At 70.9% G+C, this 24,168-nt stretch carries 25 protein-coding genes and 1 pseudogene; 9 read left to right on the top strand and 17 right to left on the bottom strand.

Features of this window, described 5'->3' with window-relative positions:
- Window positions 1-163: 163 nt before the first annotated feature.
- A pseudogene (locus ACFVW8_RS15020) lies at window positions 164-493 on the bottom strand (hypothetical protein); the annotation flags it as partial.
- A 104-nt stretch (window positions 494-597) separates the two neighbouring features.
- Here ACFVW8_RS15020 and ggt point away from each other — a divergent pair.
- Both ggt and ACFVW8_RS15010 read left to right on the top strand, forming a co-directional pair.
- A complete protein-coding gene (gene ggt, locus ACFVW8_RS15015; RefSeq protein ID WP_389689877.1) occupies window positions 598-2,406 on the top strand; it encodes a gamma-glutamyltransferase in 1,809 nt (602 codons plus the stop codon).
- Between the two features lie 159 nt (window positions 2,407-2,565).
- On the top strand, window positions 2,566-3,414 hold the full coding sequence (locus ACFVW8_RS15010; protein ID WP_389689875.1) for a glycoside hydrolase family 75 protein: 849 nt from the start codon (window positions 2,566-2,568) through the stop codon (window positions 3,412-3,414).
- Window positions 3,415-3,444: 30 nt separating this feature from the next.
- On the opposite strand, the gene map is transcribed toward ACFVW8_RS15010, so the two are convergent.
- The gene (gene map / locus ACFVW8_RS15005; RefSeq protein WP_389689873.1) at window positions 3,445-4,212 is read right to left on the bottom strand and encodes a type I methionyl aminopeptidase; all 768 of its coding nucleotides are present in this window, start codon (window positions 4,210-4,212) and stop codon (window positions 3,445-3,447) included.
- A gap of 41 nt (window positions 4,213-4,253) precedes the next feature.
- Here map and ACFVW8_RS15000 point away from each other — a divergent pair, with 41 nt between their 5' ends.
- The 6 genes from ACFVW8_RS15000 (at window position 4,254) to hydA (ending at window position 10,654) form a co-directional block, all read left to right on the top strand.
- Entirely contained in the window at window positions 4,254-4,523 is a 270-nt protein-coding gene (locus ACFVW8_RS15000) for a helix-turn-helix domain-containing protein (protein WP_389689871.1), read from the top strand.
- 49 nt (window positions 4,524-4,572) lie between these two features.
- Window positions 4,573-4,953 (top strand): PPOX class F420-dependent oxidoreductase, encoded by a 381-nt coding sequence (locus ACFVW8_RS14995; protein ID WP_389689869.1) that lies wholly within the window; start codon window positions 4,573-4,575, stop codon window positions 4,951-4,953.
- 151 nt (window positions 4,954-5,104) lie between these two features.
- Window positions 5,105-6,523 carry a hypothetical protein gene (locus ACFVW8_RS14990; RefSeq protein WP_389689867.1) on the top strand — a complete coding sequence of 473 codons (1,419 nt, stop codon included), beginning with the start codon at window positions 5,105-5,107 and terminating at the stop codon, window positions 6,521-6,523.
- A gap of 423 nt (window positions 6,524-6,946) precedes the next feature.
- Window positions 6,947-7,789: a nitrilase-related carbon-nitrogen hydrolase gene (locus ACFVW8_RS14985; protein WP_389689865.1), complete on the top strand. Its 843-nt coding sequence runs from the start codon at window positions 6,947-6,949 to the stop codon at window positions 7,787-7,789.
- Complete coding sequence (locus tag ACFVW8_RS14980; protein WP_389689863.1) at window positions 7,786-9,069, top strand: aspartate aminotransferase family protein; 1,284 nt, start codon at window positions 7,786-7,788, stop codon at window positions 9,067-9,069. Before ACFVW8_RS14985 ends, ACFVW8_RS14980 begins: the two co-directional genes overlap by 4 nt.
- 193 nt (window positions 9,070-9,262) lie before the next feature.
- Window positions 9,263-10,654 carry a dihydropyrimidinase gene (gene hydA, locus ACFVW8_RS14975; RefSeq protein ID WP_389689861.1) on the top strand — a complete coding sequence of 464 codons (1,392 nt, stop codon included), beginning with the start codon at window positions 9,263-9,265 and terminating at the stop codon, window positions 10,652-10,654.
- 54 nt (window positions 10,655-10,708) lie between these two features.
- Here the strand turns inward: hydA and ACFVW8_RS14970 are convergent, their stop codons facing one another.
- From ACFVW8_RS14970 to ACFVW8_RS14935, 8 genes are all read right to left on the bottom strand, one after another.
- Window positions 10,709-11,302 (bottom strand): hypothetical protein, encoded by a 594-nt coding sequence (locus ACFVW8_RS14970; protein ID WP_389689859.1) that lies wholly within the window; start codon window positions 11,300-11,302, stop codon window positions 10,709-10,711.
- The gene (locus tag ACFVW8_RS14965; RefSeq protein WP_389689857.1) at window positions 11,299-12,618 is read right to left on the bottom strand and encodes a hypothetical protein; all 1,320 of its coding nucleotides are present in this window, start codon (window positions 12,616-12,618) and stop codon (window positions 11,299-11,301) included. Before ACFVW8_RS14965 ends, ACFVW8_RS14970 begins: the two co-directional genes overlap by 4 nt.
- Window positions 12,619-12,685: 67 nt before the next feature.
- Entirely contained in the window at window positions 12,686-13,498 is an 813-nt protein-coding gene (locus tag ACFVW8_RS14960; protein ID WP_389689855.1) for an ATP-binding cassette domain-containing protein, read from the bottom strand.
- An 88-nt stretch (window positions 13,499-13,586) separates the two neighbouring features.
- Window positions 13,587-14,414 (bottom strand): zf-HC2 domain-containing protein, encoded by an 828-nt coding sequence (locus ACFVW8_RS14955; RefSeq protein WP_389689853.1) that lies wholly within the window; start codon window positions 14,412-14,414, stop codon window positions 13,587-13,589.
- Window positions 14,411-14,962, bottom strand: a complete 552-nt coding sequence (locus tag ACFVW8_RS14950; RefSeq protein WP_389689851.1) for an RNA polymerase sigma factor — start codon at window positions 14,960-14,962, stop codon at window positions 14,411-14,413. The genes ACFVW8_RS14955 and ACFVW8_RS14950 overlap by 4 nt, the downstream gene beginning before the upstream one ends.
- Before the next feature lie 189 nt (window positions 14,963-15,151).
- On the bottom strand, window positions 15,152-15,466 hold the full coding sequence (locus tag ACFVW8_RS14945; protein WP_389689849.1) for an SCO4225 family membrane protein: 315 nt from the start codon (window positions 15,464-15,466) through the stop codon (window positions 15,152-15,154).
- A gap of 46 nt (window positions 15,467-15,512) precedes the next feature.
- Entirely contained in the window at window positions 15,513-16,190 is a 678-nt protein-coding gene (locus ACFVW8_RS14940) for a response regulator (RefSeq protein ID WP_389689847.1), read from the bottom strand.
- Window positions 16,187-18,553 (bottom strand): histidine kinase, encoded by a 2,367-nt coding sequence (locus ACFVW8_RS14935; RefSeq protein ID WP_389689845.1) that lies wholly within the window; start codon window positions 18,551-18,553, stop codon window positions 16,187-16,189. Before ACFVW8_RS14935 ends, ACFVW8_RS14940 begins: the two co-directional genes overlap by 4 nt.
- Window positions 18,554-18,899: 346 nt before the next feature.
- Here ACFVW8_RS14935 and ACFVW8_RS14930 point away from each other — a divergent pair, with 346 nt between their 5' ends.
- Entirely contained in the window at window positions 18,900-19,349 is a 450-nt protein-coding gene (locus tag ACFVW8_RS14930) for a DUF5707 domain-containing protein (RefSeq protein WP_389689843.1), read from the top strand.
- Window positions 19,350-19,579: 230 nt separating this feature from the next.
- Here ACFVW8_RS14930 and ACFVW8_RS14925 read toward each other — a convergent pair whose 3' ends face one another.
- The 7 genes from ACFVW8_RS14925 to ACFVW8_RS14895 all read right to left on the bottom strand — a co-directional run bounded on the left by ACFVW8_RS14925 (window position 19,580) and on the right by ACFVW8_RS14895 (window position 24,151).
- On the bottom strand, window positions 19,580-20,227 hold the full coding sequence (locus tag ACFVW8_RS14925) for a bifunctional 4-hydroxy-2-oxoglutarate aldolase/2-dehydro-3-deoxy-phosphogluconate aldolase (protein WP_389689841.1): 648 nt from the start codon (window positions 20,225-20,227) through the stop codon (window positions 19,580-19,582).
- A gap of 41 nt (window positions 20,228-20,268) precedes the next feature.
- Window positions 20,269-20,586, bottom strand: a complete 318-nt coding sequence (locus ACFVW8_RS14920; RefSeq protein WP_389689839.1) for an HPr family phosphocarrier protein — start codon at window positions 20,584-20,586, stop codon at window positions 20,269-20,271.
- Window positions 20,587-20,616: 30 nt separating this feature from the next.
- Window positions 20,617-21,717 carry a DgaE family pyridoxal phosphate-dependent ammonia lyase gene (locus tag ACFVW8_RS14915; protein ID WP_389689837.1) on the bottom strand — a complete coding sequence of 367 codons (1,101 nt, stop codon included), beginning with the start codon at window positions 21,715-21,717 and terminating at the stop codon, window positions 20,617-20,619.
- A 68-nt stretch (window positions 21,718-21,785) separates the two neighbouring features.
- The gene (locus tag ACFVW8_RS14910; RefSeq protein WP_389689835.1) at window positions 21,786-22,499 is read right to left on the bottom strand and encodes a DUF4310 family protein; all 714 of its coding nucleotides are present in this window, start codon (window positions 22,497-22,499) and stop codon (window positions 21,786-21,788) included.
- A 13-nt stretch (window positions 22,500-22,512) separates the two neighbouring features.
- Window positions 22,513-23,301 (bottom strand): DUF4311 domain-containing protein, encoded by a 789-nt coding sequence (locus ACFVW8_RS14905; protein WP_389689833.1) that lies wholly within the window; start codon window positions 23,299-23,301, stop codon window positions 22,513-22,515.
- 134 nt (window positions 23,302-23,435) lie between these two features.
- On the bottom strand, window positions 23,436-23,771 hold the full coding sequence (locus ACFVW8_RS14900) for a DUF4312 family protein (protein ID WP_389689831.1): 336 nt from the start codon (window positions 23,769-23,771) through the stop codon (window positions 23,436-23,438).
- Window positions 23,768-24,151, bottom strand: coding sequence for an SFCGS family glycine-rich protein (locus ACFVW8_RS14895; RefSeq protein ID WP_389689829.1), 384 nt, complete (start codon window positions 24,149-24,151; stop codon window positions 23,768-23,770). The genes ACFVW8_RS14900 and ACFVW8_RS14895 overlap by 4 nt, the downstream gene beginning before the upstream one ends.
- Between the last annotated feature and the right edge of the window lie 17 nt (window positions 24,152-24,168).

The following is a 24,168-nucleotide window of genomic DNA, read 5'->3' as shown; positions in this document are numbered from 1 at the left end:
CCGTTTCTCTATGCCCACGACCGCACCGGCATCTCTGTCCGAATGATCACCCGCACCGCGGGCTTCGAACGAGATCCGGTTTGCCACAACGCACTCAGGCGCCATGGCGAGGCGGAGTGAACGGAAAGCCGACACGGCGCGGGCGTGGAGTGCTCAGCGCCTTGGACACCGGCCCGCCGACGCAGAACTCCGTCCGTTCGCCGAACCCCTGCTGGGCGATGTCGTGGGAAAGGATCTGGGCGTGTGCCGAGCAGTCCTTGATCAGGGCGGAGAGTTCGAGCAGGGCGAAGACGTCGTGCCGGTGGACGGCGCCGTCGCCGCCCGCGTCGCGGTTGACGACGAGCAGGCACTCCGAGTTCCCGGGCAGCCCGAAGAACGCCTGCTTGCGGCGGAGCTTGCGGCGCCAGAGATAGGTGCGCGCGAGCCAGCCGAGGGCGGCGCTGATGCCGGCGGCTATCACGCCCAGCACGATGTTGCGTACGTCGTCAGTCATGGGCGGGCATGTTAGCGGGCATTCGGCCTCAAGTTCGAGGCGGTCCTGACGGGGCGGCCGGGCCGGGGCTACCCTGCGCGGACGATCCTTCACTGGAGGTGCGCATGCGACGTTCCGTTGCGCGGAATGTGTCGTTCCTGGGTGTTCTCGCCGCAGTGGTCTCGGTCGGGGCGGCGGCCCCGTCCTCATCCGCGCCACCGGCCGCACCGCCACCCAAGTCGCCCGTCGCGGCCGGATACGGGGGAGCGGTCTCCAGCGTCGACGCCGACGCGACCGCGGCCGGAATCGAGGTGCTCCGCAAGGGTGGCAACGCGGTGGACGCGGCGGTGGCCACCGCCGCGGCGCTCGGGGTGACCGAGCCGTACTCGGCAGGTCTGGGCGGCGGCGGCTACTTCGTCCACTACGACGCCAGGACCCGTACCGTGCAGACCATCGACGGCCGGGAGACCGCACCGCGCAGCGCGGACCCCTCGCTCTTCCTGGAGAACGGGAAACCGCTCGCCTTCGACGACGCCGTCACCAGCGGACTCGGCGTCGGCACGCCCGGCACCCCCGCCACCTGGGAGAAGGCCCTCGAAACCTGGGGCAGCAAATCGCTGCGGCAGGTGCTGAAGCCGGCCGAACACCTGGCCCGGGACGGCTTCGTCGTCGACAGCACGTTCCGTTCCCAGACGGAGGGCAACCGGGCGAGGTTCGCCGACTTCCCCGCAACCCGGAAGCTCTTCCTGCCGGGCGGTCAACTGCCGGTGGTCGGGTCGGTGTTCAAGAACCCCGATCTGGCCCGTACCTACGACGAGGTCGGACGCAAGGGTCTCGACGAGATCTACCGGGGCAAGCTGGCCGATGACGTCGTACGGACCGTACGCAATCCGCCCGTCGACCCCAAGTCCTCCCGTGTGGTGCGGCCGGGCGACCTCACCACGAAGGACCTGCGCTCCTACCGGGCGCTTCGGCAGGCGCCGACGAAGACCGGCTACCGGGGGCTGGACGTGTACGGCATGGCGCCGTCCTCCTCCGGTGGTACGACGGTGGGCGAGGCTCTCAACATCCTTGAGTCCACGGACCTTTCGAAGGCGAGCGAGGCGCAGTACCTGCACCGCTACATCGAGGCGAGCCGGATCGCGTTCGCCGACCGCGGGCGCTGGGTCGGCGACCCGGCGTTCGAGAAGGTGCCGACGAAGGAGCTGCTCAGTCAGCGGTTCGCCGACTCGCGGGAGTGCCTGATCAAGGACGACGCGGTGCTGACCAGTCCGCTCGCACCGGGAGACCCCCGCCACCCGGCCGACTGCGCGGCCGGCGGGACGGCCGCGCCGACGACGTACGAGGGGGAGAACACCACTCATCTGACGACCGCCGACAAGTGGGGCAACGTCGTCGCCTACACCCTGACGATCGAGCAGACCGGCGGCAGTGGCATGACGGTGCCCGGGCGCGGCTTCCTGCTCAACAACGAGCTGACGGACTTCTCGTTCGCGCCCGCGGACCCGGCCGTCCATGACCCGAACCTGCCGGGTCCGGGCAAGCGGCCGCGGTCGTCGATCTCGCCGACCATCGTGCTGAAGCACGGGCAGCCCGTGCTGGCCCTGGGCTCGCCGGGTGGTGCCACGATCATCACGACCGTGCTGCAGTCGCTGATCGGCAAGGTCGACCGCGGGCTGTCACTGGTGGACGCCATCGCGGCGCCCCGTGCCAGTCAGCGCAACGCCGCGAAGACGGAGCTCGAGCCGGGGCTGTGGAACAGCCCCGTGCGGGCACAACTCGAAGCCCTGGGGCATGCCTTCACGCCGAACCCTGAGATCGGTGCGGCGACGGGGGTGCAGCAGTTGCCGGACGGGCGATGGCTTGCGGCAGCCGAGACGGAGCGGCGCGGCGGAGGCTCGGCAGCGGTGGTGAGGCCGAGCGGGCGGCCCTGACAGGAAGAGGAGACAGGGACAGGACACCGGTAGGGGAGGGGCCGGCCGGCCGCGGTGGAACGCGCGGGGGCCGGTCCCGGGTATTGACGTGAACATGCCCGGGGGAGCATCTTGGCCATCTCGGTAAGGAAACTTTCCTAATAGAAGGGCACCCCCACCATGCGTATGCGCACGCTTGCCCTCGCCGCAGCCTCCGGCGCCGCTCTGCTCGCGGCCGGATCGCTGTCACCGGCCGTCTCGGGCGGCTCCGTGTCCCCCTCCGCCGCTCCCGTGGCCGCGCACGACGCGCGCCCGGGCGTGGTGCACCTCGCACCCGTCGCCCACACCCGTCCGCTCTCCGACGAAGGCCCCTCCGGCGGTGCCTCCGCCGCGGCGGCACGGGCCTCATCGGCCGGGGAGCGGCCCTCGCCCGGCGTCAGGGAGGGGTCGGTCAGCGCCGCCGACCTGCTCGCCAAGGTCTCGTCCTGCTCGCAGATCTCGAACGGCACATACCGTACGGACGAGGAGGCTTCGGCCACCGTGCCGGTCTGCGGAAAGAACGGCGCGGTGTTCTGGAAAGCCGACATGGACATCGACTGCGACGGCCAGGTGACCACCGCCTGCAACGAGGACACCGACCCGTGGTTCCAGGACGACACCGCGTTCCACACCTCCGGCGACAAGCCGCTGAGTGCGGAGAAGCTGCCGTACGTCGTCGTGCCGAGCAGCAGCGGGATCTGGGACTACAGCGGCGCCGGTATCAAGGGGGGCGGCGTCGTCGCTGTCATCCACGGCGACAGGGTGGAGTACGCCGTCGTCGGCGACACCGGCCCCGACAAGATCATCGGTGAGGCCTCGTACGCCACGGCCGAGGCCCTCGGCATCGACCCCGACCCGAAGACCGGCGGTACCGAATCCGGCGTCACCTACATCCTGTTCAAGGACTCCGTGGTGTCGCCGATCGAGAGCCATGACGCCGCCGTGACCGCGGGGGAGGCCCTCGCCGAGGAATTCCTCAAGAACAACTGAGGGCCGGCCCGAAGTGTGGTCCGGCGAGCTTCACAGTGCGGTCAGGATCCGGGGTCCGTCGTTAGTGATCGCCACCGAGTGCTCGGCGTGTGCGGCCCGGCTGCCGTCGGTCGTGCGCAGTGTCCAGCCGTCCTGGTCGGGATAGAACTCGTCGTGGCCGCCGGCGGTCAGCATCGGCTCGATGGCCAGCGCCATCCCGTGCCGCAGTACCATCCCGCGACCCGGGCGTCCCTCGTTGGGGACGCCCGGGTCCTCGTGCATGGCCCGGCCGATTCCGTGCCCGCCGAAGCCCTCCGGAATGCCGTAGCCGGCCTTGCGGCAGATGCTGCCGATCGCATGCGCGATATCGCCGATCCGGTTGCCGACGACGGCCGCCGCGATGCCCGCGTCCAGCGCGGCGAACGCCGTCTCGACGAGCAGGGTGTCCGCCGGGCGCGCACGGCCCACGATGAAGCTGATCGCCGAGTCCCCGGCCCAGCCGTCCAGTATCGCGCCCGCGTCGATGCTCACCAGGTCACCGTCGCGCAGCCGTAGGTCGGTCGGGATTCCGTGCACGATCGCGTCGTTCACGGATGCGCAGATCACGGCGGGGAACGGGGTGGGCGCGAAGTGCGGCCGGTAGTTCAGGAACGGCGATCCGGCCCCCGCCTCGCGCAGGACCCCGCGGGCCACCTCGTCGAGTTCGCGCAGCGAGACGCCGACCGCCGCCGTGTCCCGGACGGCCGCCAGCAACTGTGCGACGACCCGGCCGGAGTCGCGCATGGCTTCGATCTGTGTGTCTGTCTTGAGTTGCACCATGCCAATTACTATACCGGTTCGCATGGTATTAGAATGACGGCATGGTACGAACGCCTCTGACCCCCGAAGAGCGCCTGCGCGGCGAACGGCTCGGCCGGCTGCTCCGTGAGGTGCGCGGCCGGCGCAGCATGGTCGAGATCGCTGCGAGTGCCGGGATCTCGGCCGAGACGCTGCGCAAGATCGAGACCGGCCGCGCTCCCACCCCCGCGTTCTTCACCGTCGCCGCACTGGCCGGGGCGCTCGGCCTCTCCATGGATGAACTGCTCCTTCGCTGCGCACCGGAGCCGGACATCGTCCCGCTGGCCGGGTAGCGGCCGAGGGCCCGCGAAACGCCCTCGCGCGGTGCGTAGGGTTGCGGTCATGAGTCTCCAGGAGTTCGCCCGAAGCGAGTACGTCAGCCTCACCACGTACCGGAAGAACGGCACCCCCGTCGCCACCCCGGTCTGGGCGGCCGTCGACGGGGCGGAGCTGCTCGTCTGGACGAAGACGGATTCGTGGAAGGTCAAGCGGCTGCGCAACGACAGCCGGGTCGTCGTCACCGTCTGCGATGTACGCGGCCGGATCGCACCGGACGCCCCGAGCGCCGAGGGGACCGGTCGGCTGCTCGACGCCGGGGGGACGGCCGGAGTGCGCCGGGCCATCGCCCGCAAGTACACCTGGAAGTACTGGCTTCTCGACTACCCCGCGATGATCGCCCGGCTCGGCAAGCGGCCGCACACCGGGATCGCCGTCACCTTCTGAGTCCTGGACGCATGCCTCGGGGGGCGTGTGCGGCCGTGCGGAGGCGCCGCTTGCACCAGGGTCGAAAAGAGCGCGTAGCCGCGTCGTAACACACCTGCGGTCGAATGCCTGCGGACTGGAAGGTTCCAGCCGACGGCGGCCGAGGGTGATGATGACGGTGCATCAGCAAGCGGTATCGGTAGGGGAGTTCGCGCGCTACCTGCGTGACCTGACGGAGCTGCTCGATCCCGCCCGGGGCTGGTTCGGTGTCTTCTGCGGCCGTGATCCGGAAGGGATGCGGGCCTGTCTGGAGGGTGCCGAGATCCCGCCCTGGGATGTGATGGAGTCGCTCTTCGCGGACCTCGCGACAGTGCGGGGCGCCGGGTTCGCGGAGCGTGAGTCGGCGCGGGCTGCCGGACTCTTCGCCGCCTCCGCCGCGGCCCACGACCACCGCCCCGGCGGACGCCGGCAGCTGGTGGAACGTCTGGAGCTGATGCTGCGGGAGCAGGAGCAGGCCGCCCAGCGGCTCCGCGCGGCCCACACGAGCGGCGAGGCGGGCGTGGCCGATGCCGAGGCGGTCGCCTGGGCCCGCGACGACCATGAACGCGCCTCGGCCCGCTGTACGGAGCTGCGCCGGCGGCTGGCGGCGGTGACGGTGCCCGCGGGGTGGTTCCGCACGGATGGGGGTCCGGAATCCGGGGCGGAGCAGGAGCCGGAGCGCCGTGTGCGGGAACCCCGTGCGGAACCGGGGCCGGGTCGCCGTGTGCGGGAACCCGGTGCGGATATGGTGCCGGGCCCGGCTCCCGAAGCCGCGCTCGCACCCGACAGCGCCGTTGCCGCCCCGCCCGCACCCGTCGCACCATCCGCCCCCGTCGCGCCCGCGCGGAAGAGGCCGCGCGGGGCCAGGTTCGCCGGGCTGGACGTGGAGGACGAGGAGCCGGTATCCACCGTGTCCGTTCTGCCCGTCCCACCGGTGGCGGCGGCCGTGCCGCGCGGTGCCCGGTTCGGCGGCGCCCCGGGCGGGGGCAGGGATCCTGCCGAGCGTGCTGCGGCCGCCCCGGATCCCGCAGCGCTGAAGTCCGCCAGGGGTACCGTCGCGGTGCTGCTCCGGCTGCGTGCGGACGGCCGCAGCGGGGAGGCGCACGGGGTGCTCTGCGAGGTGGCCGGGCGGCCCGCCGACTGGCTGCCGGTGCTCGCCGCAGAACTCCAGCGGGCGGGGCTCGGCGCCGACTGGGCCACCTTGTTGTGGGAGGTGTCCTCGTTGCCTCCCCGGGCCCTCGCGGCGGCGGCCGCCGCGCTGGCCGATGCGGGCCGGCCGGAGGACTGCGACCGGCTGCTGCGGCAGGGGGTGGCGAGACCCGCCGCCGAGATCGCCGATGCCGTCGTCGCCCTGGACCGGGACGGCAGGGGCCCCCAGGCGCAGGCGTTGCTCGGCGCCTTCGTCCGGGTGCGGACGCCGCAGGACGCGGCCAGGATCGCGGAGAGCGATCCGCGCCATCTCGTACCGCAACTGCTGGCGGCGGCCCGTGGGGTGTCCGACGCGCGGGAGCGGGACGTGGTGCACGCGCTGAGGGTGGCGGGGATCGGCTAAGGGCTGTCCCGTAACCCCTGGCGGGCGCGCGACGACAGCTACTTCCCCAAGCTCTCGGCTGCGCTCGAGCAGGGGAGACCCCACTCTCGCCGCGTTGCCGAAACGCCCGAATCGCTCCTTCCCCAAGCTCTCAACTCCGTTCGAGCAGGGGAGACCCCATCTGAGGGCGCTCCGGCGCCTTGCGATGCACCGCATCCGACGCCGCGCGCTGATCCACCAGGGATTACGGGACAGCCCTTAGGCGTACGGATCACGGGCGTTACCGGCAATGGACCGCACGGGTGTGAAACATGATCGACTCCGCTGGTTCACGGCGATGGTCTTGCCCCGCTGTGTGGCGGGGCTTACGTTCTCCTCTACGCACGTGTCTACGGGCGTAGAAACGCGAAGAGGCTCTCTGACGCCGCGTCGAAGGAGCAGCTCATGTCCCAAGTCGTACGCGCCGCACTCGTCCAGGCGACCTGGACCGGCGACACCGAATCCATGATCGCCAAGCATGAGGAGCACGCCCGCGAGGCCGCCCGGCAGGGGGCGAAGATCATCGGTTTCCAGGAGGTGTTCAACGCCCCGTACTTCTGTCAGGTGCAGGAACCCGAGCACTACCGCTGGGCCGAGGCCGTTCCCGAGGGACCGACCGTGCAGCGGATGCGGGAGCTGGCCCGTGAGACCGGCATGGTGATCGTCGTCCCCGTCTTCGAGGTCGAGCAGTCCGGCTTCTACTACAACACCGCCGCCGTGATCGACGCCGACGGCTCGTATCTCGGCAAGTACCGCAAGCACCACATCCCGCAGCTCAAGGGGTTCTGGGAGAAGTACTACTTCAAGCCCGGCAACGTCGGCTGGCCGGTCTTCGACACCGCGGTCGGCAAGGTCGGCGTCTATATCTGCTACGACCGGCACTTTCCTGAGGGGTGGCGCCAACTAGGGCTCAACGGTGCCCAGTTGGTGTACAACCCGTCAGCGACCTCGCGTGGACTCTCCGGGCACCTCTGGCAGCTGGAACAGCCGGCGTCCGCCGTCGCCAACGAGTACTTCATCGCCGCGATCAACCGCGTCGGCCAGGAGGAGTACGGCGACAACGACTTCTACGGCACCAGCTACTTCGTCGACCCCCAGGGCCGGTTCGTCGGAGATGTGGCCAGCGACAAGGCCGAGGAACTCCTGGTCCGTGACCTCGACTTCGGGCTCATCGACGAGGTCCGTCAGCAGTGGGCGTTCTACCGGGACCGCCGGCCCGACGCGTACGAGGGGCTGGTGGAGCCGTGACCGGTCTGCATCACCGCCATCTCGCCGTCAGCCCGGACTGGCTGGCGCTCTACTACCGGCACCCGCTGGAGATCACCCACGGCGAGGGCCGCCACGTCTGGGACGCGGACGGCAAGCGCTACCTCGACTTCTTCGGCGGCATCCTCACCACGATGACCGCCCACGCGCTGCCCGAGGTCACCAAGGCGGTCACCGAGCAGGCCGGGCGGATCATCCACTCCTCCACGCTCTATCTGAACCGGCCGATGGTCGACCTCGCCGAGCGCGTCGTCAGCCTCTCCGGCATCCCGGACGCGCGGGTCTTCTTCACCACCTCCGGCACCGAGGCCAACGACACGGCGCTGCTGCTGGCCACCGCGTACCGCAGGTCGAACCAGATCCTCGCGATGCGCAACAGCTACCACGGCCGGTCCTTCTCCGCGGTCTCCGTCACCGGCAACCACGCCTGGTCACCCACCGGCCTGTCCCCGCTCCAGACGCTGTACGTGCACGGGGGTGTCCGTGGCCGCGGACCGTACGCGCACCTGGGTGACGAGGAGTTCATCGAGGCCTGTGTGGCCGACCTGGAGGACCTGCTCGGCCACACCCGGGACGCCGCCGCGCTGATCGCCGAACCCATCCAGGGCGTGGGCGGGTTCACCTCGCCGCCCGACGGTCTGTACGCGGCGTTCCGCGAAGTCCTCGACCGGCACGGCATCCTGTGGATCTCCGACGAGGTGCAGACCGGCTGGGGGCGTACCGGCGAGCACTTCTGGGGCTGGCAGGCACACGGGCAGAGCGGCCCGCCCGACATCGTCACCTTCGCCAAGGGGATTGGCAACGGCATGTCGATCGGCGGTGTCATCGCCCGCGCCGACGTCATGAACTGCCTGGACTCCAACTCCATTTCGACGTTCGGCGGCTCCCCGGTCACCATGGCCGCGGGACTCGCCAACCTCTCCTACCTCCTCGAACACGATCTCCAGGGCAACGCCCGCCGGGTCGGCGGGCTGCTCATCGAGCGGCTGCGGGCGGTCGCCGCCGGCTCGGAGTGTGTCCGGGAGGTGCGGGGCCGAGGACTGATGATCGGCATCGAACTGGTGAAACCCGGCACCGACGAGGCGAACCCGGAAGCGGCCGCCGCTGTGCTGGAGGCGGCCCGCGAGGGCGGGCTGCTCATCGGCAAGGGCGGTGGCCACAACACCAGCGTGCTGCGTATCGCCCCGCCTCTCTCGCTCTCCATTCCGGAGGCGGAGGAGGGCGCGGCGATCCTCGCCGACGCGCTGCAAGCGGCGGGGTGAGTTCTCGGGGGTGCGGCGCTCCCGTGTGTCCGCGCGGGGGCGCTTCTCGTCAGCACCGCGTCCGACGAGATGCATGCCGTTTGTCGCCGGCGGGTGGAGTCGCCCATCCAGCCCGTCGGTGGGGCCTTATCGGGGCGAACAGGAACGGTTCATGAGCGAACGCCGTTGATCCGACGCGAATGGAGCAGAAGCCATGGCACGCACCCTCATCACTGGCGGACTGGTGATTACGGCCTCCGACGAGTTGCACGTTGATGTGCTCATCGATGGTGGCCGCGTCGTGGCCATGGCCACTCATGACAGTCATGGGTGGACGGCCGACCATGTCATCGACGCTGCCGGGAAGTACGTGATTCCGGGTGGAGTCGACGGTCACACGCATATGGAGATGCCGTTCGGCGGCACGTTTGCCTCCGACACGTTCGAGACCGGTACCCGGGCTGCGGCGTGGGGCGGCACGACCACCATCATTGACTTTGCGATTCAGTCCAAGGGCGGGTCCCTGGCCGAAGGTCTCGATGCCTGGCATGAAAAGGCGAATGGAAAGTGCGCGATCGACTACGCGTTCCACATGATCATGTCCGACGTGAACGAGTCCTCGCTCAGGGAGATGGACGGTCTGGTCTCGGCCGGCGTCACATCATTCAAGCTCTTTACCGCGTATCCGGGAGTATTTCTCTCTGACGACGGCCAGATCCTGCGGGCCATGCAACGCGCCGGCTCCAACGGCGGCCTTGTGATGACGCACGCGGAGAACGGCCTTGCGATCGACGTGCTCGTGGAGCAGGCGCTGGCCCGGGGGGAGCGAGACCCGCGTTACCACGGTGAAGTCAGCAGGGCGCTGCTCGAAGCGGAGGCCACGCATCGAGTGATCAAGCTGAGCCAGGTGGCGGGGGCTCCTCTCTATGTGGTGCACGTCTCGGCCCAGGAGGCCGTCGCCGAACTGGCGCGAGCTCGGGACGAGGGACTTCCCGTGTTCGGCGAGACGTGTCCCCAGTACCTCTTTCTGTCGACCGACAACCTGGCTGAACCCGACTTCGAAGGGGCGAAGTACGTCTGCTCCACCCCGCTGCGCCCGAAAGAGCACCAGGAGGCTTTGTGGCGTGGGTTGCGGACGAATGATCTGCAGGTGGTGTCCACGGATCATTGCCCTTTCTGCTTCAAGGGCCAGAAGGAGATGGGGCGGGGAGACTTCTCGAAGATCCCGAACGGGATGCCGGGCGTCGAGAACCGCATGGATCTGCTGCACCAGGCTGTTGTCGACGGGAATATCAGCCGCCGCCGCTGGATCGAGATCGCCTGCGCCGCACCGGCCCGCATGTTCGGCCTGTATCCGAAGAAGGGCACGATTGCGCCGGGGGCGGACGCCGACATCGTCATCTATGACCCTGCTGCCGAACAGATCATGTCCGCCAGGACACATCACATGAATGTCGACTACTCGGCTTACGAAGGCAAGCGCGTCAGGGGACGGGTCGAGGCCGTGCTGTCGCGTGGGGTTCCAGTGATCGATAAGCGTGCGTACGTGGGGAAGCCAGGGCACGGAGCGTACTTGCCGCGGGGCATTGGCCAGTACACGAATTGAGCCGGCAGGGGTGCTGGGATGCCAGGGGGCCGACCGGCCGCGGGCGCGGCCCGTTCACCGGCGGCTGCCGCGCTGGGTGTAGGCAACGGTGCCGACGACGGTCAGGACGGCGGCCGCCGCAGTGGAGGTGGCGGTGCGGGGATCCTGGACCATCCAGACCAGTACCTGTCCGCCGGCGGGCTTCAGCGGCCCCAGAGCCAGCATGAGCAGGCCCCAGCCGATGGCGGGAACCCAGGCGGTGTGGGCCCCGAAGAGCACGGCGCCGAGGGCCGTCAACGCGGTGAGCGCCAGGACGGCCTGCACGAGGGTGCCGAAGGGCACGGCGGGAGCTTGCCGGCCGGCGACCAGGTGGACGGCGGCGAGCAGGCCGAGGAGGGAGCCGCTGAGCAGCAGCAGGTGGATGGTGCGGATCAGCCGCCAGGGCATGGGCGTGCCGCGTTCCAGTTCCTCGTCCGGGCCGGCGAGGGTGCGCGAGGTGACGGCGACGCCCAGTACGACGGCGATCAGGCCGGTCATGCGGGTCAGCCCCGGATCGTCCGACAGGTACCCGGCCCAGGTGAGACCGGCCGCGGCCAGAAAGACCAGTGCGGTCGCCGGAGCCGCCCGGCAGCGCAGGTGCAGCAGAATGCCGTGCAGGCCCGGGGTCATCGGCCGGCTCCCTGGCCCATGACGACGGCCATCGGGTCACCGCAGGTCAGTCCGGCCTTCCGGCCGTCGCCGATCCGCTCGTAGCGCTCCTTGGCGGGCAGTGCGCGCAGCGTGTCGTAGGCCCTGCGGGCGTCGGGGCCCAGCTCATCGGTGCGGGTGTCCAGGAGGAGCGTGGTCATCGCGTCGGCGGCGTCGCTCGCACGGTCCCCCTCCTTGCCACCGGCGAAGCACTCGGCGTCGATCACGGCGTCGCCGGCGACCCGGGAGAGGAGCATGGCCGGCGTCCACCTGATGCCGCCTCCCTGGGTCAGGTACGGGAGCTCCTCACGGATCGTACGGAGGTCCTCGGCACTGTCCCCCGGCTTGCTGTCGTTGAACATCCAGCTCACCGTGGACTCCTCCACCCGTGTCGGGCCACCGGGCACCTTGGCGAAGGCATCGAGCACCTTCCGGGCCGGGGGGACGAGTTCGGCCAGTGCGTGGGTGTGCACCCCGGTCACGCAGATCCGGCTGTCGCCCGGCGCGCAGACCAGGGCCGTGGCCCGCCGGTCCGGGACGATCGCGCCCGACGGTGCCAGCAGCACTCCGAGGACGATCCCCATCACGGCCGGCGCCAGGGACAGCGCCCGGGTCCGCGGGGTGGCCGCGGCGGTCAGCAGTACGCCGGTGACACCGAGGGCGCCGAACCAGATGCCCTGGGCCGCGGACAGCGAAGGCAGCACCCGGTGGAAGTCGTCCGTCTGCGGCAGCATCGGCAGCACGGTGTCCACCAGGCGGTTGGCCGGCTTGCCGTCCCGCGACTGGCTGACCGTCAGGATCAGGAACAGCACCACCGCGCCCAGCGGCGCCGCGACCGGCGTGGGCACCAGGCGTCCGATCCCCAGTCCGAGCAGGGTGAGGGCGATGGCGGCCAGCAGTCCCACCGCAAGGGCCAGCGGCCACTGGCCGCCGCTGTAGGTCGCGTGCCGGGTGATCAGCACCCCTGCCCACAGGACCACCGCCGCCTCGGCGAGCACCACCGCGCCGGCGATCACCAGGAAGGCGGGCAGCAGCCGCACGGAGCGCGGGCGCGGCGTGGTGGCGAACAGCTCGGAGACATCACTGCGCCCCTCCCGCCCGCCGTGCCAGATCCCGGCAGCCAGCACCACCGGCAGCGCGACCCAGGCGATTCCCCGCACCGAGTAGACCAGCGATGCCCAACTGGCGGCCCATTGCTGGATATCCATCCACACGAACACACGGGTCAGGGCAGCCAGCACCAGGAACAGCGGCAGAGCGATCGAGCGCTTCGCCTCCAGGCGCACCATTCGGAACATCACAGTCTCCAGAGGTCGGTCGTGTCAGTGCGTAAGGGTGTGTCGAACGGTGATCGTGCCGCGCCGCCTACCGCCCGGCCCCGGCCGTCTCCTCGCGGTGCAGGCGCAGCAGGGCGGAGTAGCCGCGCTCGATGTCGCTGTCGCCCGGGTCGGCGTCGGTGCCCGCGGCACGGAGGTGGTCGAGGTGGCCCGAGAAGACCGTGCGGCCCTCGTCCATCAGCACGACGCCGACGCAGGCGGCGCCGACGTCCTCGACCAGGTGGGTGGAGACCAGGACGCAGGACTGTGCGCCGATGTCGCGCAGCAGGGTGCGGAACTCCACGCGCTGGGCGGGATCCAGGCCGACGGTGGGTTCGTCGAGCAGCAGGATGTCGGGGTCGTTGACGATCGCCTGGGCGATGCCGGCCCGGCGCAGCATGCCGCCGGAGAGCGATCCCATCCGGTCATCGGCCCGGCCGGACAGGTCGACCCGGTCGATGGCGTGCTGCACCGCGTCGGCGACCCGGTGGCGGGGCACTTCCTTGAGCCAGGCCATGTACTCGACGAACTCGCGCACCGTGAAGCGCCGGTAGTGCCCGAAGGCCTGCGGCAGGTAGCCCAGCCTTCGGCGGAGTTCGCGCAGCTCGCCCCGGCTGCGATGGCCGCCGCCCAGGAGTTCCAGGTCGCCGCTGTGCGGGGTCAGGACGGTGGCGAGGGTGCGGATCAGGGTGGTCTTGCCCGCTCCGTTGGGACCGAGCAGGCCGTGCACACCGAGGCCCAGGTTCAGGTCGACCCCGTCGACCGCGTTGCGGCGGCCCCGCCGCACGGTCAGCGCGTGGGCCTCGATGTGATGGGCGTAGCGGGTGGGGGCCGTCTCGCTCGCACTGACGGTTCTGGGCATGGTCGGGTCTCCTCGCGGTGCGGGTGAATGCGGTGCCGGGTGAAGGGGACGTGGGTGAAGGCCCCTCGGACGAGGGGTGGTTCGGCGGTCAGCGCCGGGGCGTGCGGGCCTCGACGGGGTGCAGATAGGCGGTACGGCACAGGAGGGCGACGGCGCCCAGGACCGCGGTCGCGGCAGCCCACCCCGGGGTGGCGGACTCCTGTAGGTAGGACGGGACGGTGCTGGCGGCGATGGCGGGGAGGACCACGATCAGGGCCCACCCGGTGCCCAGCGCGGTGGCGGCGCGCTGGACACCCACCGCGCTGCCCAGCGCCAGGACCGCGCAGGTCAGGGCGAGGGCGGGCAGCAGGACCAGCGCGGGTGCGGTGCCGGTGATCCCGCCGGCGGCCGCCAGGGCCGGGATCACCAGGGTCAGCACGGCCAGGGTCCGCCGAAGGATCAGGCCGAGCCCCGCCCTCGGTGTGGTGGCGATCAGCTCATGGACCGGGTCGGAGTGCGGACCCCAGCTCGCGGCCACTCCCAGCAACGGCATCGCCGGGGCCAGCAGCAGGAGGACCGGGGAGTCGTGTGCGAGGGCCGATGACAGGACCAGGGCGCCGAGAACGACGATGACGACCGCCGCGGTCCACGGCCCGAGCGCGGGAGCCGCCCACCGGGCCAGTGCGCCCCGTACCCGGCGCCACCGGCGGTGGGGAACCGGCGGCAGCGTCGCCGACAGGCGCCGGTGCACCTGCTCCATCAGCGCGGTGTCCGCCGGGCAGTGGGCGGCGGACACCTCCCTCAACTCGGCCTGGCAGGCCGCGCACCGCTCCAGGTGTGCCTCCAGCGCCCACAGCGCCCCCGTGCCCGGACCGGCCGGTGCGCCGGAGTCCAGTACGTAGCTCACCAGCAGCTCGCGGCGGACGTGCGGAGTCATGACAGGGCCTTTCGCATTTCGAGGCGGGCGCGGCGGGCACGGGTCTTGACGGTGCCTTCGGGGATCCGGAGGAGTGCGGAGGTCTCACGGACCGTCAGCCCGTCCAGCACCATCGCTGTCAGGACCTGGTGCAGCTCGGGGGCCAGCCGGTCCAGTGCCGTGCCCAGGTCGCCCCCTACCGCTCCATCCAGCACTTCGTGCTCGGCCGAGGGCGCCGGCTCCGGTACGGCGGCTGCCGCCGGGAGGGTGCTGTGCCGGCCGCGTACCCGGAAGGCGTCCACCAGCCGACGGGAGGCAACCGTCCACAGCCAGCCGCCGGCCTCCTCGCCGCGCAGGCTGTCGGCGAAGGATCCGGCCGCCCGCCACACAGCCAGGTACGTCTCCTGCAGAACCTCGGCGACGATCTCGTCGTCCACGCAGCGCCGACGCAGCCGCGCCGTCAGCCACGGGGCGCTGCGGCCGTACAACTCGTCGAAGGCCGCGGTGTCTCCGCGGGAGATCCGCCGGACCAACTGCGCCTCGGTCAACGAGGCCGGTGAACGTTTCACGTCCTGGTCTGACGGAGCACGCCGGCTCCAGGTTTTCCCCTGAGGTGAGATCCACGTCACATCAGTGGATCTCACCTCAGGTTCGGAGTTCGGGACGGTGCGGTGCGCGCTGCCGCGACGCGTGTGGGGCAGGCGCCGTCCGCCGAGGGCCGTGGTGAACGAGGCGGCGGCGTGGCGGGGTGCCGGGGCTCAGGATGTCGAGTTGGTGCCGCGGCGCAGTGCGCGGGCGCACCACCTGATGATCGCGGCGTTGACCAGCGCGCCGAGGGCGCCGGCGAGGACGAGCGTCGCGGTGCCTCCCGGCAGCATCAGCAGCACGAGGCTGACCGGGGCCGAGGCGAGCAGTGGGACGACTCCCGCCATGGACTCGCCCGAGTCGTCGATCGCGGTCACCACACAAGCCCATATGAGCAGGCCGGCGCAGGCCACGAGGTAGACGAGGGCGATGACATCGCCGACAGCGAGGCGCGGGACGCGGCCGGGGAACCGGTCGGAAACGGGCATGGTGGTGAACTCCTCGGACAGGTGGTGTGGAGCTGATCCGCAACCGCTACAGAGGCGCGCCGGGAGGGTTGGGGCGGGCGAGGCCGAGGTCGTAGGCGAGGATCGTCGCCTGCACCCGGTCGCGCAGGCCGAGCTTGCGCAGCAGTGCGTTCACATGGGATTTGACGGTGCCGATGGTGATGCCGAGCTGCCCGGAGATCTCCGCGTTGGTGAGGCCGGACGCGATCACGGCCAGGACATCCCGTTCGCGGTCGGTCAGGCTGTCCAGCTCGCGGACGCCGCTCTCGGTTCCGGTGACTGCGGCTGAGGCGTAGTGGCCGATGAGCCGGCGGGTCGCGGACGGGGAGAGCACGCTTTCGCCGGCGGCCACCACCCGGATGCCCTGGAGCAGTTCGGCGGCGTGCACGTCCTTGAGCAGGAAACCGGAGGCACCGGAGCGCAGTGCGTCGAAGACGTAAGCGTCGAGGTCGAAGGTGGTCAGCACCAGGACGCGGGTCGTGTCCTGGCGGCCGGTGATGATCCGGGTGGCGGTGATGCCGTCCAGTTCGGGCATCCGGACGTCCATGACGACCACGTCGGGTGCGAGCTCCGCGGCGAGCTGTACCGCCTCGGCCCCGTCGGCGGCCTCGCCGACGACCGTCATGTCCTCCTCGGCGTCGATCACTGCGGCGAACCCCGCCCGTACGATGCCCTGGTCGTCGGCGACCAGCACGCTGATGCTCATGGTTTCCCCTGCTCCTCGTCGCCGGGCCCGGCGACGGCCGGTGGCGTGTCCGCGGCGGCCCGTGGCGTGTCCGCGGCCCGGCCCGCTGGGCCCGGAGCGAACGGCAGCCGGAAGCCGAACGTGCCTGCCGGCCGGGTGGTCACGGTGCCGTCGAGCGCCGCGATCCGTGCCGCCAGCCGTTCCTGCACGGCGGGGTGGACGGCATCCGGCACCCCTGTGGCCGTGAGCGTCAATGTACCGTCACGGGCGTCGAGCTCGACGACGGCCGGATCCTCGCCGCCTGCGGTCAGGATCGTCTCGACGGCGTAGTAGGCAGCCAGGTCCACCGCGGTGGGCAGGTGTTCCGGCACCCGGTCGGTCAGCCGTATCTCCACCTCGCGGCCGGTGGCCCGGCACTGGCGGGCGAGCAGGTCCAGAGCGTGGAGCGTGGGCTGGGGCCGCAGCCGTTGCCCGGGCTCGTCGTCCCGCACCGTGTCGAGCAGGGCGCGCATCGCGGCCAGAGCCTCTCGGGCGTGCTGCGCGGTCGCTTCGAGCCGGCCCGCCTGTGCCTCCTCGACCATGTCGGCGGTGCGCGCCAGCACGGTGGTCTCCAGTCCGGAGGCGATGCGGCGGCGCTCACCCCACGCGTCCCGGACCGCTTCCCCGGTCCAGTCGGCGACGCGGTCCTCCCGCGCGCGGCGGGCGGCCAGGTCCCGCCGCCCGCGCACGGCCCCGCCCCACCGGGCCGCGCAGACGGCCGAGGATGCCCCGGCCGTCGACAACGCGGCGACCGCCCAGAGCGGAAGCGCCGTGCCCCGTTCCAGGACGGCGGCGGTCGCGGCCACCGCGTGCGCCGCCACGGCCGCGACCGTCAGGAGCGAGCGGGGGCGGCTGCCGATTGCCTCCGCGCCGGTAGCGTCCGCGGCGAGCGCCGCGCAGGTGGCGAGCAGGCTCAACGCCGGCGGGAGGAGGACCGGACCGGTGTAGTCACCCGTGACCATCGCCACCGGCCAGAGCAGGGCCAGCGCGCACAGCACGCCCTGGGCTGCGCGCGGCGCCCGGCGCAGCCACAGGAGCGTGACCGCCTGCGCCGCGGCCAGCAGAGCGAAGAACACGCCCGCGGACACCTGCGCGCCGGCCGATACGGTCTCGTCCCTGATGACCAGCACCGGCAGCAGGGGCTGCAGGACGAGGCCGGCGGCGGCCGTCACCTGCGCCACGCGGTAGCTGCGCGGAACGGACCGCTCCACCGGGGCGGCGGTCCGTCCGGGCAGCGCCGCGCGTACCTCCCAGCCGCCCTCCGCGGTCGGGCCGGTGGTCAGGGTGCCGCCCGCCTCCCGCGCCCGGGACCGCAGGAGGCTCTGGCCGCGCCCTCCGCCGAGGCCCGCGCCGTGCGCCACCGTGCCGGGGAGCGGCGCCCCGCTCGTGACCACGACGTCCGTACGGGCGTCGCCGTACCGGCACAGCACCCTGGTGCGGGCGCCGGGGGCGTACCGTGCCACGTTGGTCAGCGCCTCGCGCACGATGCCGAAGGCCGCGTCCGCGACGCCGCCGTCCGGCAGGGCGTCGATCTCGCAGTCCACCTGCTGCCCCAGCCGGCGGACCCCCGCGACCAGATCCAGCAAGCGTTCCTCCGGCGAGGGCTGCTGGGTACGTGAGGGCGTCGGCGCCCGTACCGCACCGAGCGCCCGGGTGACCTCGCGGCCGGTCTCGACCGCGAACCGGGCCGCGTCGTCGGCGAGTTCGGGACGGCGGTCGCGCAGCCCCACCGCCGCCCCCACCGTGACCACCACGGCCGTCAGGTGATGGGCGCTGACATCGTGCAGCTCCCTTTCCATACGCTTGCGTTCGGCTGCGGGGAGCCGGTGCCGTTCGGACTCGGCCCGCTTCAGCCGCTGCTCGGCCGCCCGTCGCGCACGACGGATCCGCCGTACCAGCAGGCCGCTGCCGCAGGCGGCGGCGTACAGCAGGGCGGTGAGGACCAGGTCGAGCCCGTCGCCCTCGCGCAGCCCGTTCAGGCTCAGCCCCTGCAGGAGCTGCCAGGCGGTGAGCGCCACCACGCACAGCACGGCGGTGAACATGTCGCGTTCGGTCGCCACCGTGAACAGGGCCAGCGCGACGCCCGCGGTCCCGAGTACCGCCATCGCGCCGGTGGGCAGCGGTCCGGCGCCCACCGCGCAGGCGGCGGCGGTGAGGACGAGGGTGGTCACCGGGCGGCCCCGGCGCAGAGCGAGCGCGGCCGTCACCGGTCCGGCGACCAGGGCGGCCATGAGGAGGGCGGATGCGGAGGGAAGGTCCCCGCGCAGCAGGGCAGCTCCTGGCCACACCACGGCCTGGGCGCAGATCAGCAGGACCGGGATCAGCCGGTCGTCGGTTCGTTTCATGACACGCCAAGGCTAGGACGGCACTCCGGCGGTCCGGCTCCGGCTGAAGACGGATTCCGTTCTCTTACCTGAGGTGCAGACGCGGGTGGAGGACTACGACGGGCGCCGGTGCTCCACCTCAGGTTAGACGTGGCAATCGTCCCGGCGTCCGACGCCCGCGCCATGCTCCCCGCCATAGTCTCGATCACATCGAGGCAGCGACCGATCGCGGAACCGGCAAGGGACCCGCGGCCTGCTCCTCACCAGCTCCACCAGCGGTTGTTCCGCACCCGTCCGGTGCATCGACTCCCGCTGCGACCCGCAGGACACCGTGCCTGCTCCTCGTCCACGATTCAGGAGATCTGTCATGTCCAAGCGCGTTCTCGTCCCGTCCCTCATCGGTGCCGTCACCCTCGCCGCGGTGGCCGCCGGTGGTCTCGCCATGGCCTCCACCGGCTCGAAGCCCGCGCTGAAGGACGGCTCGGTCCGCTACACCGCCCCGACCGACACCGTCGCGGGAGCGTTCACCTTCACCGCGAAGGTGAGCGATGACTCGGGCATCAAGGGGCTCAAGGTCCTCGCATGGCCCACGAGTTCGAAGCTCGACCCCACCGAGGCGGAGCTCCGCAAGGTGGAAGACGCGACCTGCCGGAGTCTCTCGGACGAGACCTCCCGGTGCACCTACCGGCTGACGGTCACAAAGAAGGAGGCCGCCGGGCTGGACCAGGGCACCTGGCGGATCTCGGCACTCGCGACGGCCGAGGACGGGGACACGCTGTTCCTGCCCCACGCCGCCTCCGTCGACATCAGCCGCTGACCTGCTGACGCGCCGAGCCGCCGAGCCGCCGATCCGGCTCGGCGGCGCTCCACTCGGATCGTGGGGTCTCTCCGGGGCCCGAACGGGGTGCCGGCGGGCCCTCTCGCCCGCACTGACATCACGACCCGACTCCGATACGGACGCCCTGCTGACCTGCCCCTGTGCCGCCCCCAGCCCCGAACTCGACACCGAAGACCGGTCACGGACGTGGACGCGCCGACATGTCCGGATCATCCGCCGGACAGTGCCTCCTGGCCGTCGAGGGACGCGCGCAGGCGTGCGACGTTGGCCCCGATGTCGGCGCCCCGGTAGAGGTCGCTGCCCACACTGGCGGTGAAGGCGCCCGCCGCCAGCCAGTCGACGGCGTTGGCCACCGTCACGCCGCCGGTGGCCATGATGCGGGCGCCGGGGAGTACCGCCAGCAGAGACTTGAGGTACTGGAGGCCGCCGACGTGTGCGGGGAAGAGCTTGGCCACTCCCCGGTTCGCAGCGGTACGCAGTTCGGTGGGGGTCAGCCCGCCTTCGACGAAGAGCCGGTCTGCGCCGTCGGCGACCGGCCGGACCTCGGGGATCTGGAAGGGGCTGACCAGGAAGCGGGCTCCGGCGGTCAGCGCCTGCTCGGCGATGTGCGTCGATGTGACGGTACCGAGACCGATCATGGCCTCCGGGTGATCGGAGGTCCACCCGGCGACCAGCGCCTGCCAGCCCGGTGTGGTGGCGGTGAACTCGAAGGCGGTGAGGCCCGCGGCCAGAAGTTCACGGGCGACCGCGTCGGCAGCGTCGGCGTCGGCGGCTCGCACCGTCGGCACGATGCGGGCCCGGCGCAGCTGCTCGACGACATCGTGCACCGCGGGAGACAACGACGGGGACACAGGCATGGACATGAATATCCGTTTCAGGCGGGGGAGGGGCGGCGATTTCAGGCGGGGGCGGCGATGGCCGCGAGGGCGTCGACCACTTCGGAACCGTCCGCGCCCCGGGCCCTGATGACGATCTCGTCGCCGCACCGGATGTTGAGGGTCATCAGGGACAGGACACTTCGCGCGGACACTTCGCGGCCGGCATCGGGCCGGTCGGCGGGAACCGCTGAACGTGTCACCGTCACCTCGGCCTCGTAACGTGCGGCGGTCTGCGCGAAGAGCGCGGCAGGGCGGGCGTGCAGCCCGGCCTCTTCGGTCACGACGAGTCGGCGTTCTACGGTAGGAATGTCCTGCTCCTTGAGGTTTTCCATGTGCATGAATACGTGGTCGGGGGTGTGGACGCGACGTCAGGAGGCGCCGAGCACCGAGGTGAACCGGCGCACCAACTGCTCTTCCTCGTCGGCGGTGATGGGGCGGGGGTCGACGGACAGACGCCCGGTGCCCGCCTGGTGGTCACGCAGGAAGACCGGGGGGTCGCCTGCCGCCAGCTCCCGCGCCAGTGCCTGCGCGTCGCGTCCGGCCTTCGCGGGGTCGATGGTCAGCACGGCACGGTAGATGTGGCGTCCCGCTTCGTCCTGTTCCACCGTCCCGGTGACGCCGGACAAGTTCCCGAGCCTGTCCGCGAGCCGGGTCATCCGGTCCAGGCCGCCGTCGCCGGCCTGTTCGTTGCCGTACTGCCGCAGGGCTTGCAGCAGCCCGAGTACGGTTTCCTTGCCGACCTTCATCGGCCGGGCGATACCGGTGTACTGGGAGCGACACGACTCGATCAGTTCGTGAGTGCCGCAGATGAGCCCGGAGGTCGGCCCGCCGATTGCCTTGCCTCCGCTGAAGACCACCAGATCGGCTCCGGTGGCCGGCCAGCGGCGCAGATCGTCCTCGGCCGCGGCGTCGACGATGACCGGGATGCCGTGCCGCTTGCCTGTCGCGATCATCTCGGTGAGAGTGATCTGCCCCTTGTGCACCGTGTGGTGCGACTGGACGAACAGCAGGGCCGCGGTGCGTTCGGTGATGGAGCTCTCCAGGTGGGCGGCGCTCACCTTGTTCACCGAGCCGACCTCGGTCGCGCGACCGCCGCCGAGGGCGATCATCTGGCGCACCGGAGCGCCGAAGTTGACGGAGTGCCCCTTCAGCAGGAGCACCTCGCACGGCCGCCCACCCGCATCGGGCAGCATCTCGACCTGAGCCGGGTTCGAGCCGGCGATCACGGCGGCGACCGCTATCGCGATGCCCGATGCGGCTCCCGTGGTGGGGCAGCCGTCCTCGGCACCGGTGGTCTCCGCGATGACCCGGCCGGCGACGCGCAGCAGATCCTCCATCACCACATGGCTGCGGGCGGCCTCGCCCATCGCTGCCACGACGGCGTCGTCCAGGACGCTGCCTCCCAGGGCGGTCATCTTTCCGCTGGCGTTGATGGCGGGCCGTAGCCCGAGTTCTTCGTACACACCCATGGGAGGGCACTCCTCAGTTCTCGTGGTGCGGGATGTCGTGCGGCCGGGCAACGGCGAAGAGGGCCGGATCACTTGCCGGGGAGCGGGAAGAAGACCCCGGCAGCCATCGCGCCGAGGATGGCGCCGCCGGTCAGCGGCTTCTTCCACCAGTAGAAGAGGATGGCCCCGATGGTCGATCCGAGGCCGACGGGGATCGAGGCGGACGCCGCGGCGAGAATGACCAGCGGCCCCAGGTAGCGTCCGGCCGCGTTGCCGGCGCCCATCATCACGTCGGCGCCGAAGGTCGATCCGGCGTCCGCCGAGTTGACGGTGGCCCGGCGGATCAGCAGGACCAGCCAGCCGATGCCCAGTCCGATGACGGCGCCGGTCGGCAGGGCGATCCAGAAGTGTTCGAGCGGGGCGGTTATCCCGCCGGCCAGCAGCATGGCGGGGATGCCGATTCCGACGCCGGTCTGCAGCGAGCCGCCGATGTCCAGGATGCCCACCATCGGGGCCTCGATGATCCTGGCGAACAGGAAGCCGGCGCCGAATGCCGCAGCTGCGCCGTAACTGCCGTTCTCCATACCGGCTTTGAGGAGCGCGACCACCGCGACCTCGTTGAACACGCCGGTCCGGTAGGTGTAGTAGAGGTGGGTTCCGGCGAAGATGCCGGAGGCGAGGGCGGCGACGAAGAGGGGGAAGGCCCTTTCGGAGAGCCAGAAGCCGCCCTCCCATGGCTTCGGGTGCCCACCGCTCTCGCTGCCTCCGGTGGCATCGTCGACGCCGATGTCCGTGGTGCTCACGTCATTGCCTCCTTCACTGTCCGGCTGTGCCGGTCGTCTCGTGCAACGTGTGCAGCCAGCCGGGAACGGCGACCTTCATTTCCTGGAGCAGCTGCATGTCGACGCCTCGCAGGAAGGAGCTGATCAGGAAGAGCAGGACGACCGCGGTGACCAGGCTCTTGGTGACGCGGTTCCAGCCCATGTCGTCCAGCCCCTTGCCGACGACGATGCCGAGCACGATGCCGGGGACCGCGTTGCCCATGACGATGTGGGCCAGGCCGCCGAGGACCGTGCCCCATCCCCCGGTACGCCGTCCGGCGTCGATCGCGGCCATCCAGAAGATGACCGGCATCACCGGGCTGAGCAGCCACTCGGAGGCGGGTCCGAGTACGTCGGCGGCCACACTCTGCAGTGAGTGCGGAATGGCCGCGGCCGTGGTGTTGAGGACGGAGATCAGGACGACGCCTACGCCGGCGCCGGTGAAGGCCATGCGTCGCGGGTTGTGCAGGGTCTCGGCGAGATTGCGGTTCTTGATCATGCTGATCGAGGCCGCCCAGTGCGGCAGGATCCGATGGTCCACATCACCCGAGAGCGCGCCCGCTCCGACGGTGCTGGCCCAGGCGTTGAAGAAGAAGCCGAACCCGAAGGAGAAGTGCGCGATCGGGTCGTTCTCGCAGGCGTTGAGCTCGCCGAGGGTACGGAACGCACCCATGCCCTGGGCTTTGGGGGCATGGAACATGCGGGCGATACCGGCACCGGCGCCGAAGCCGACGAGCGCGCCGATGACGACCGACTCCAGCAGAACGGTGAGTGTTTCGTTCATGGATGGTCCACTTCAGAGGGACATCAGAGTCCTCGAATGAGGGTTTTGAGGCATGACGGTGCCTCGCCCCGGCAGGACAGGGCCCGGCAGCGGGCAGGACCGCCGGGCCGGCGTTGTCGGGAGCGGGGAGGCCTTTACCTCATCTGCAGCAGGTGCTGCGTCGGGGTCAGCTTTTCCTCACGTACGGCGAAGTCGACACCGTCCAGGTCGAGCGAGGTGACACGCACCCGCACCCGCACGGTGATCTCGAAATGGATCCGTCTCCTGGCGAAGAGGATTCCGAGGAAGCGTTCGGTCCTGCGGTGTTCGGCGGCCGACAGCACGTCGAGGGAGAGGGGTTCGACCCGGAAGGTGACACCGTCGCCCTCACCGGACGCCGCTGACTGCACCTGGCGCATCGCGGCCCCGAAGGCGCGTTCCTTCGTCGGTCCGGTCCCGGTCAGCCGCAGTGTTTGTTCCGTGGTGTTCATGAGGCCTTGTCCGCATCGGAGTTGAGCTCCTGCAGCAGTGCCTGGGCGATTTTGAAACCGAGCTCCTCGGTGTCGGTGAAGCCGAAGCCGAGGACCCTTTTGCCTTGCCGTACGGCGGTGACGCCGGCTTCCGCGGTGCGCATGCCGAACTCGATGCTGTGCCCGTACTTCGCCTTGGCCGTCACCGCACCGGCGCCGCCGCTGCCACAGAAGCTGAGGCCGAGCACGGCGCCTTCCGAAGCCATGACGTCACCGACCTTCATGTCGGCGCCCGGCCCTGGTATCAGCACGGGCTCGGCTCCGGCTTTCCGAATGCCTTCGGCGACCGCCTGGCCCTTGCCGAGCCGGTTGCCGATGACGATCTTCACAGTGTCTGACATGGTGTTCTTTCCTGTCT

The organism is Streptomyces sp. NPDC058221 (assembly GCF_042882365.1).
In the GTDB taxonomy this organism is placed as follows: Bacteria; Actinomycetota; Actinomycetes; order Streptomycetales; family Streptomycetaceae; genus Streptomyces.
Note: the sequence above shows the minus strand (reverse complement) of the source record. Positions and strands in the feature narration are given on the sequence as shown.